Annotated in this window: 9 protein-coding genes; 6 read left to right on the top strand and 3 right to left on the bottom strand. The window is 41.6% G+C overall.

The features are described from left to right. Positions 1-24 precede the first annotated feature (24 nt). Positions 25-261, bottom strand: a complete 237-nt coding sequence (locus tag COT81_05460; protein ID PIS04642.1) for a hypothetical protein — start codon at positions 259-261, stop codon at positions 25-27. A gap of 499 nt (positions 262-760) precedes the next feature. On the opposite strand from COT81_05460, the gene COT81_05455 reads away from it, so the two are divergent. The 3 genes from COT81_05455 to COT81_05445 are packed head-to-tail and all read left to right on the top strand — an operon-like array spanning position 761 to position 2,611. Beyond that, positions 761-1,792 carry a Holliday junction branch migration DNA helicase RuvB gene (locus COT81_05455; GenBank protein ID PIS04641.1) on the top strand — a complete coding sequence of 344 codons (1,032 nt, stop codon included), beginning with the start codon at positions 761-763 and terminating at the stop codon, positions 1,790-1,792. After that, entirely contained in the window at positions 1,792-2,061 is a 270-nt protein-coding gene (locus COT81_05450) for a hypothetical protein (GenBank protein ID PIS04640.1), read from the top strand. Before COT81_05455 ends, COT81_05450 begins: the two co-directional genes overlap by 1 nt. A 1-nt stretch (position 2,062) precedes the next feature. Then, positions 2,063-2,611 carry a hypothetical protein gene (locus COT81_05445; protein PIS04639.1) on the top strand — a complete coding sequence of 183 codons (549 nt, stop codon included), beginning with the start codon at positions 2,063-2,065 and terminating at the stop codon, positions 2,609-2,611. 313 nt (positions 2,612-2,924) lie between these two features. Here COT81_05445 and COT81_05440 read toward each other — a convergent pair whose 3' ends face one another. Beyond that, positions 2,925-3,209: a hypothetical protein gene (locus COT81_05440; protein ID PIS04638.1), complete on the bottom strand. Its 285-nt coding sequence runs from the start codon at positions 3,207-3,209 to the stop codon at positions 2,925-2,927. Positions 3,210-3,350: 141 nt separating this feature from the next. Here COT81_05440 and COT81_05435 point away from each other — a divergent pair, with 141 nt between their 5' ends. Beyond that, entirely contained in the window at positions 3,351-4,772 is a 1,422-nt protein-coding gene (locus COT81_05435) for a hypothetical protein (protein PIS04637.1), read from the top strand. Positions 4,773-4,812: 40 nt separating this feature from the next. Here COT81_05435 and COT81_05430 read toward each other — a convergent pair whose 3' ends face one another. Further along, the gene (locus tag COT81_05430) at positions 4,813-5,133 is read right to left on the bottom strand and encodes a hypothetical protein (GenBank protein ID PIS04636.1); all 321 of its coding nucleotides are present in this window, start codon (positions 5,131-5,133) and stop codon (positions 4,813-4,815) included. Positions 5,134-5,461: 328 nt separating this feature from the next. On the opposite strand from COT81_05430, the gene COT81_05425 reads away from it, so the two are divergent. Beyond that, entirely contained in the window at positions 5,462-6,775 is a 1,314-nt protein-coding gene (locus COT81_05425; protein PIS04635.1) for a hypothetical protein, read from the top strand. Between the two features lie 167 nt (positions 6,776-6,942). After that, positions 6,943-9,144 (top strand): hypothetical protein, encoded by a 2,202-nt coding sequence (locus COT81_05420; protein PIS04634.1) that lies wholly within the window; start codon positions 6,943-6,945, stop codon positions 9,142-9,144. Positions 9,145-9,388: the final 244 nt, after the last annotated feature.

The raw sequence follows: 9,388 nt of genomic DNA, 5'->3' as shown, positions 1-9,388 counted from the left end.
TTTGCCAGAAAGCATCAACAAGTATTAACAATTAATAATTACATATCCATTAGAGTGTAGACAAAGTTTACAAAAAAATGGGTACCCACCACCCAGCATCTCCTCGACTCTGCCTCCGCCATAGACGGCAGCCGTATCAAAACGACGGATACCAGAACTAACGGCAAAAAGCAGGAGCGATTCGATATACGCCTTAGACAGATTCTTGAACTGTCCTCCGAGTTGCCACGTACCGAAGTAGAGGCGATCAGACCATTTCATGACTCACCTCCTTTTTAGGTTGTAAATGAACGATTTTTAGAAACCCACCATGGATTTCTTCTGGCGTATTCATACAACAACTTTGCCTTCTGTGCAAGGTCAGAACCTAGACCCGCCCGCATTCATTCCCCAGACCCCTTTCTGCGGGCGGGAAGATTCTGTCTCGGTTTTGCCAAATCCAAATCCCCAGAAAAATAGTTTGGCAAAACCGAGTCCGCATTGAAGCTCCACCACCTGCCCGATTCATTGAGGGCAGAGTCCCGCAAAAAATGTTCTCATCCTTTTAGAAGAAAAAATTGGTCGTGCGCAAATCAGAAAAGCGGAGAACATTTTTTTGCGGGACACGCGAGCGGGGCGAGCGGTGGTGGGGCGATTCATTCGTTCAGCGATTTTGGAAATAGGTGCGAGCTTGGTACAATAGAGACACACAAAAAATCGTGAAGCTATAAGCTTCGCTTTTTTAATAGACAAAAAAAGCATAAATCAGTATGATTAAGGCATGTCTGACAAAAATTCAAAGGAAAAAATTACTGATCCAGAAGAGCAGCCGGCGGAAAAAAAGTTGGAGGCAACGCTTAGGCCAAAAAATTTAAAAGAGTACGTTGGCCAATCCAAAATTAAACAAAATTTGGATATTTTTATGCAAGCCGCCAAAAAACGCGGTGAGCCGATTGAACATGTTTTATTTTACGGCGCGCCCGGACTTGGTAAAACCACCCTGTCGCATATCATTGCGCGCGAGATGGATAAAAATATTCGTGTCACTTCCGGCCCAGCGCTTCAGCACAGCGGAGATTTAGCGGCGATTTTGACTAATTTAGAAGATGGCGACATTTTATTTATTGATGAAATTCACCGGCTTAACCGACAAATTGAAGAAGTGCTTTATCCGGCAATGGAAGAATACGCTTTGGATTTAATTGTCGGCAAAGGCCCATCAGCTAAAACTTTACGCATTGAGCTTCCGCATTTTACTTTGATTGGTGCAACTACTAAGGTGAGCTCTTTATCATCACCGCTGCGCGACCGGTTTGGCGCGACATTTCATCTAAATTTTTATGAGCCGGAAGAAATTCAGCAAATCATTGATCGTTCGGCCAAAATTTTAAATATTGCGTTAGAAACCGAAGCCGCCGAAGAACTAGCCAAGCGCGCCAGGCGCACACCGCGCATTGCCAACCGCTTACTCAAGCGGGTGCGCGACTTTTGCCAAGTCCACAACATTAACACGATGAATTTTCAAGCGACCATTGACGCATTGGAACTGCTCGCCGTAGACGAACACGGCTTAGATGATATTGATAGAAAAATCTTGGAAATTATTATTGATAAGTTCAAAGGCGGGCCAGTCGGGCTTAATACTATGGCTGCCGCAAGCGGCGAAGAGATGTCAACGATTGAAGACGTGTACGAACCGTTTTTAATTCAAAGCGGCTTTTTGCACCGCACTGCCAAAGGCCGGATGGCAACCGAGCGGGCATATGAATTGCTCGGCGTAAAAAATCCTAATAAACAAAATCCTCTAATATAATGGGTATTCCGCTCGTTATTTTTTATGTGGCTTACTTAATTGCGGTTGCAATTTTTATAATTTATTCGGTATTTAACATTTATCATTTGGTGCGATTTGGATATTTAAACTTAGCTAATATTACTATTATCTTTTTTTATTTGTTTATCGCCGCGGGCATTCTAATTATTTCTTGGGAGTATATCAGCCAAATTGATTGGGCTATGCAAATTCCAATTGGCCCTGCTTTTACGCCTGAAGCTAACGGCCCAACAAATTTTTTCAAATAATATGCTGTTGCGCTTTTTTATTCCCCATCAACTGCCCGGTGAAAAAATTATTCTGCTGCTGCGGCGGCATTGGTTTATTATTTTAACAAAGTTGATTTTGTTTGCCCTATTGGCGTTACTGCCATTACTGTTTTTTACTTTCGCGCGCGATTTTTACATTAAGTTATTTTCTTTAGAATTGGTTTATCCGGTTTTTGTGTTATTTGCCAGTGTTTATTATTTATACATTTGGCTTTTTATGTTACACGCCTTTGTTGATTACTATTTAGATGTTTGGATTGTAACTAATAAGAGAATTTTAAATATCGAACAAAAAGGTTTATTCGCGCGCGTAACTTCAGAACAAAAATTACACCGCGTTCAAGATGTAACGTCTGAGCTAAGGGGTTTATTTGCCACAATCTTAGATTATGGCAGTGTTTATATTCAAACCGCGGGCGAAATGCAGCGCTTTCATTTTCAGCAAGTGCCGCATCCGTACCAAGCGGCTAAAAAAGTTTCCATGCTAGCCGATCAAGTCCGCCGGTTTAATGAGTTAATTAAGAAGTGACCTTGCCATCCTGAACCGTGTGCTCAGCTTGACTGGGTATTGCCTGTCCGTCCGTAGCTGCTAAGCGCAGGCGGGATTCAGGATCTCGAGATTCCGGAACAGGCCCAAAATGACAAATAACCGTAACAAAAAACGACCTAGACAATTAGGCCGTTTTTGTTTTTGTTTTTGTAGATTTCCTCCTTGAGAATCTAATCCGCATATCGCGGGAAAGTTCGGATAAACCGAATTGATGCGCTCATTCTTACATCGTCGGAAATTTTCAAAGTTCAGGGCCGGCTCATTTCATACGCCTAAATTAATAATTAGATACTTACTGCGACAGATATCCTTGGGAAACTTGCTCCAACAAATAATTAGTACCTTGGTGCGGAGCAACCTTAATTTCATCGGCAGCTTGGGCATTAGAAAAAACAATGTAATTTTCCGCCCAAGTACCAATCGCGCGCAAAGCAAAGGCGACGCTTGCGACAATCAAAAAAGCACTAATGATTGAAAGCCACACCCGGGGAACGGATGGGTTTTTCATCAGCGCTTGCACATCATGCCGGTCGTCGTGCAACCCTAAAATTTCATGACCAACTTCAATTTTTGACATACGATTTTTATTTTTGTTTTTGCAAATTTTGCGAAACTAGTAATTTTTCCAGCTTCTATATATCATAATAGCATAGATTTTTGATTTTGTCAATAAATTTAGCGAAAAAAATTATTCTTTGTGCTATCATGAGAATCACTTATGAACTCGGTTAATACTAAAATCGCACGCAACTCTTTTATCCAAATTATCGGCAAGGCGGTAAGTATTGCCATTAGTCTTGCGACCATTGGGATAATCACCCGCTATTTAGGCCAAACTGGCTTTGGCCAATACGCGATCATTTTAGCGTTCCTGCAAATCTTTGGCATTCTCGCCGATTTTGGTTTACAAATGACAACCGTTCAATTAATTTCTGATCCAAATTATTCTGAAGAAAAAATACTAGGCAATATTTTAGGCCTGCGCTTAGTTAGCGCCATAATCTTTTTAGGCCTTGCTCCGGCAGTAGCTTTATTTTTCCCTTATGCGGCCGAGGTTAAAATTGGCATAACATTAGCCAGCTTGGCTTTTGTGGCGACAGCTTTAATCACAATTTTAACCGGTGTGTTTCAAAAACATCTTTCAATGACAAAGGTCGTTATGGCTGAAATTATTAGCCGATTAATTTTCCTGATTGGGTTAGTTTATGTGGTCAGCCAAGATTTTTCTTTATTAGGGGTAATCGGCGCTTTGATTTTAAGCGCCCTAACACAATTTTTATTACTTTTTCGTTCAGCGAGTAAAATTATTCCTATCAAATGGCAATTTGACACCCAAATTTGGCGAACTATTATCAAAAAAACTTGGCCAATTGCCGTTACCATTGCTTTAAACTTAATCTACTTCAAAGCCGACACCATAATTCTTTCACTTTTTCGCGACACTGCCGAAGTTGGCTTGTACGCCGCGCCGTATAAGGTGCTAGAGGTGTTGATTAATATAGCGTATTTATATTTGGGACTAATTTTGCCTTTAATGGTGTTGCACTGGAGCCAAAAAAACTTAGATGAGATAAAAAAAATATTGCAAACTGGTTTTGATGTGCTGACTATGTTTAGTTTGCCGTTAATTGGAGGAGTGTTGGTTTTGGGAGGGCGGATTATGACATTAGTGGCTGGAGAAAATTTTACTGGTTCAGGCAATATTTTAAAAGTTTTAATTGTCGCCACTGTCGCGATTTTTTACGCCGGGCTATTTGGCTATATGGTCGTGGCAGCTGACAAACAGCGACAGATGATTAAATATTATATTATTAACGCTATTGGATCATTAGTGCTGTATTTTATTTTTATTCCGCTATACGGATATTGGGCCGCGGCCATAATTACAATTTTGAGCGAAGCGTTTATTTTGGTAACCGCATATCTAATAAGCTATAAGGCAACAAAATTTTTACCTAATTTAAAAAATAGCTATAAACCTTTACTAGCAGCTCTAATAATGTCTGGGGTAATTTATTACTTAAATTCACTAAACATTTTCATTTTAGTTTTATTAGGCGCCATAATTTACTTTGGGGTCCTACTTTTAACTAAAGGAATAAAAAAAGAGTCCTTACAAGAACTTCTAAAAAGGACTTGAGGCTCGTGGCGGCACGGGCCTCATGTCCAGCATGCAATCCTCACAGCAGCGACGCCCAAGCCAAAGCTCGGGCAATCCTTTCGGCGACTGGGCGACGCAGTGAGCGACGATGCTCCCTCAATTCTTTTCGCGTCAGCAGCCGAAGCTCCGCTAGCGGGACTTGAGACCAGAGATGGTCGATCTGCTGGTCAAGCGCAGCTGTTCTGGTTGTCACCACAATGGCCGTTACTACTTGGCCGGTGGGTATATGCATGCACAGACGGCCCTTTTGTATCTTGGCCATAGGGTAACCTCCCATATTTAGTCTACTCCTATTTATATTAAATTCAAACAAGTTAACCACAATGGCGAGGGCTCTCATCCGAAGACAAGAGCCCGCTTCGAGTATGTCCTTGTTGCCAGCGATGTGGCCGGGGCATGAGGAGCAGGGGGAGGGGACGCACTTCGCGTATGACATTCGGATCCTTATACAGGACCTCGAATAAAGCCCTCAACACCCAAAATTCCCTTGTGCCTTGGCGCACCCGTACCGTATGAGCGTTTTGGTAGGTTACCTTCACCCTGACGGATGAGTTGCTGAATCGAGGAGCATACTCTTGCCCGACCTCTATTAGCATGGCCAGAATCCTCCTCGGTTTTTAGCCTTCTCCTGTTTTTACAAGTCAGCAAATTACTTATACACTATACTCATGTTTAACTTTGATTTTCATTGGCAAATTCAAAACATACTCTTGCCCTATTGGACCGCTATCAATATTGGTTTGCTTTTAATTTTGGCTGTTTTGATTTACTTAGGTTTTAAAAGACCGAATTGGGCTAACGCTTTAGTTGTGGCTCTACTGCCAACATATTTATTCCGTGGACACATTGGCAATATTCCATTTACTTATTTGGAATTGGCACTATTAATCATCATCTTGATATGGCTTATAAGAAATTTCATCTGGAAAGAACTTTTTAAACCAAACCCTTATCGCTATGGCCTGATTGCCATTTTAACCGCTGGGGTAGTTGGAACTTTTATTGCGCCGGAAACTTTAAAGGCGCTGGGGCTTTTCAAGGCATATTTAATTGAGCCGATCTTGTTTTTTTTAGTTTTAAGCACCACAAGCAAAACTAATGAAGACAAAAAATTGTTACTTGGCGGGTTGGGGGTGTCAACAATTCTAATATCGACTTTGGCAATTTGGCAAAAATTTTCTGGCTTTGGTATAGCCGAGCCAATTTGGCAAAATCCGGAAACTAGACGAGTAACTTCAATTTTTACTTCGCCTAACGCCGTGGGGTTATACTTAGCGCCGATTGTTATTTTATACCTTGGATGGCTTTGGCAAAACTACAAAAATATTCAAGCGACTATTTTAAAACTTTTTATTATTGTGCCAGGTGTAATTGCTATTATTTTTACCGTATCACAAGGCACATGGCTTGGGTTGGCGGCGGCAATAGTATTTTTAGCTTATTTTGGCTGGAATAAAAAAATTACAATTGCCGGAGTAACAGTTATAATTATTGTTGCGTTATTAATGCCAGCATCCCGCCATCAACTTTTGCCGCTCCTTACATTTTCTGATCCTGCCGGCCAAAATAGAATTATGCTGTGGCAAGGGACTATTGACTTTTTAGCTGACAGCCCGAAAAATTTTTTGCTCGGCGGTGGCATATATAGTTTTTATCATGTTTTAGATTCTTTTCGAGATCCGCTGAAACTTGAACCATTAATCTATCCGCATAATATAATTTTAAACTTTTGGATTGACTTGGGAATTTTAGGCCTGGTAGCATTTACCTATATTTTTGTTAAATTTTTTCAGCTTAGTTTTAAAAGTGAACTTTTGGCCAAGCAAAAGTATATTGGCCTTGCGGTAATAGCGGCTATGGTAACAATATTGATACACGGATTAATTGACGTGCCCTATTTTAAAAACGATTTAGCTGTATTGTTTTGGGTAATAGTGTCGTTAACCATAAATTCAAGAGAAAAAATTCCGAGCGTCCCTTAAGTAACCCCTCTCCTAGCAGGGGACGTCTGACGTCCCAGGAGAGGGATAGGGCGAGGTAGAAAATAATTAATTCAACCCTCACCTTAATCCTCTCCCACTCATGGGAGAGGTGGTCTTCATGGACAAAAGCCTAAAAATATGCTATGATGAGTAACTGAAACGCCTTTATGAAACGCTTGCCGCAAAACAAAAACCAATTTAAAAAAATTGTTAGTAGCCTAACTCTAATTTCATTGCTACTAATTCCATTCGCGCCAACTCACGCGCGATTTTTTTATCCGAATAATATTATTACCGACAACGATTTGCATGATTACAATTCTTTAAGCCAAACGGCGATTCAAACTTTTTTGGAACGAGAAAATTCCGTTTTGGCCGGTTTCACAGACATTGTTAACGGGGTTACCAAAAAAGCATCGGAAATTATTTGGGAGGTGGCGCGAATCCACCAAATTAACCCTAAATTTTTACTCGCCACACTAGAAAAAGAACAAGGATTAATTGCTAAATCTGAAGCGACTCAAAAACAATTAGATTGGGCTACCGGATACGGCTGTTACGGCGGACAGTGCAATAGCAAATATAAAGGCTTTTTTCATCAAGTTGAGTCGTCGGCAATTACTCAAAATATTTATACTGAGCGCGCTGGGCAATTTGGCTTTCGCGTTGGTGTAACAACGCAGTCGTTTGACGGCGTAGCCGTCACGCCAGAAAACCAAGCCACGGCTAACTTATACATTTACACTCCGTACGTTGGCGGCACAAGCGGCATTGGCGGCAACCATTTTTTTTGGCGCATTTGGAACCAATATTTTACCGACCAAAAATATCCGGACGGGCTGGTACTGCAACATGCGGGGAATTATTACTTAGTTGAAAAAAGTAAATTGCGAAAATTTGTTTCTCGTGAAATTTTTCTTAAAGACTATTCAGAAAGCGACGCTTATGATGTCAGCGCTAAAACTATCGCCGCGTATCCAGCCGGTGCGCCAATTGAATTTGCTAAAAATACCCTTGTCAAATCAGCTGAAACAAATCAGAACTTCTTGCTCGCTGACTACAGCACTAAGCGTGCAATTTTAGATGATGCTGCCTTGGCCTTGCTAATTGATTTTCACTTAGCAGTTGCCGGCAATGAAATTCCGCTAATTGCGAATGCTAAAATTGGCGCCTACCAAGACGGCACTCCAATTACCGTTGACTCAAAGTATCCGCAGGGACAATTAGTTAAAGACGAAACCGGACAAATTTGGTGGCTGCAAGATAAAATTAAACATCCAGTTGACCCTTTGGTTTGGCAAGTGAATTATAAAAGCCAAACGCCAGATGGCATAAGTGCGGCGGCAATTGCCGATTATTTAGAAAGTACGCCAATTAGATTTAAATCTGGAATATTTGTAAAAACTAGTGACGACAGATACTACATAATTTCAGAAGGTGATCGCATGAGAATTGCAACTACCGACACCTTAGCCAGAGTCTTTGGAGCCGACAAACTGCAATCCGCTATTGCCATCAGCGATGATCTGTTGTCTATTCACGGGGCTGGATATATGATTGATTTCATCGACGAAACAATTGCTCAGGCTACTCCAATTAGTACGCCACCTGAACCAACCGGCCAATTCCCGGGCTATCACGGAGAAATTATCGATATAGAAACGGAGAATTTAATTTTATTACAAGGTGACGAAGCGGTGGTTAAAGTTACGGCAGAAAACACCGGCAACATAACATGGCCCAAAGGAGAAGTGTGGATGCAGCTAGCCAATCAAGGCGGTCAATCCAGTTTATTTATCAACGCTCAAAACACATTCAATTTTAATGAAAGTGAGGTGCCCCCGGGAGAGACGGCCACCTTTAATGTTCCAGTAACCGCGCCGCAAGATTTAGGCCATCTGGGTCAAAGCTTTAGATTGCAATCAGCCGAAGGCACGCACGCTCAAATAAACAAAATTTTTATCGTTAAACCGCTTAACGGTAGCGGGCTAGTAGTTAAGCACAATTTACCGCAAAAGATTGATAACACCGCCCGGCCAACCACGATTACGTTTGAAATTGTTAATAAAACCACTGGCACAACCTGGCTCTCAAGTAAAACCGCCCTGGAAATTTACAATGCCGACGGCAGTGAAAGCCCTTTTTATGACCCGAACGATTGGATTCGTTCAGAAGTTGCCGCAGTGCCTCTAAATCAAAGCAGGGTAGCGCCGGGGGAAACTGGCATTTTCAAATTTACATTGGATGCGCGCAATGTTTTGGCCGGAGAATACCTAATGAAAATTAGACTTCGTTTGTTAGACCAAAACGGGCTAGTTATTCCGCTCAATAACGTACCAGCCTGGTTTGTGCCAATTACCGTTGAATAAAACATCTTGACAATCGCGCTAAAGACGTGTATATTGCTTGGTTAAAGTTGCGCGAGGGGCGCGACATTGAAACCGGTGGGAACTGATGTCGAATAAGACGAGGAGACACGCATCAAGGCAGCGGCTAGGTAGTTTCACCAGAACGGCGGAACCCCTGTCTGTGCCTCGCAAGAAAGAGAAGTGGTGGGTACCCATTTTTTTGTAAACTTTGTCTACACTCTAATGGATATGTAATTATTAATTG

The organism is Candidatus Buchananbacteria bacterium CG10_big_fil_rev_8_21_14_0_10_42_9, assembly GCA_002773845.1.
In the GTDB taxonomy this organism is placed as follows: domain Bacteria; phylum Patescibacteriota; class Patescibacteriia; order Buchananbacterales; family 21-14-0-10-42-9; genus 21-14-0-10-42-9.
Note: the sequence above shows the minus strand (reverse complement) of the source record. Positions and strands in the feature narration are given on the sequence as shown.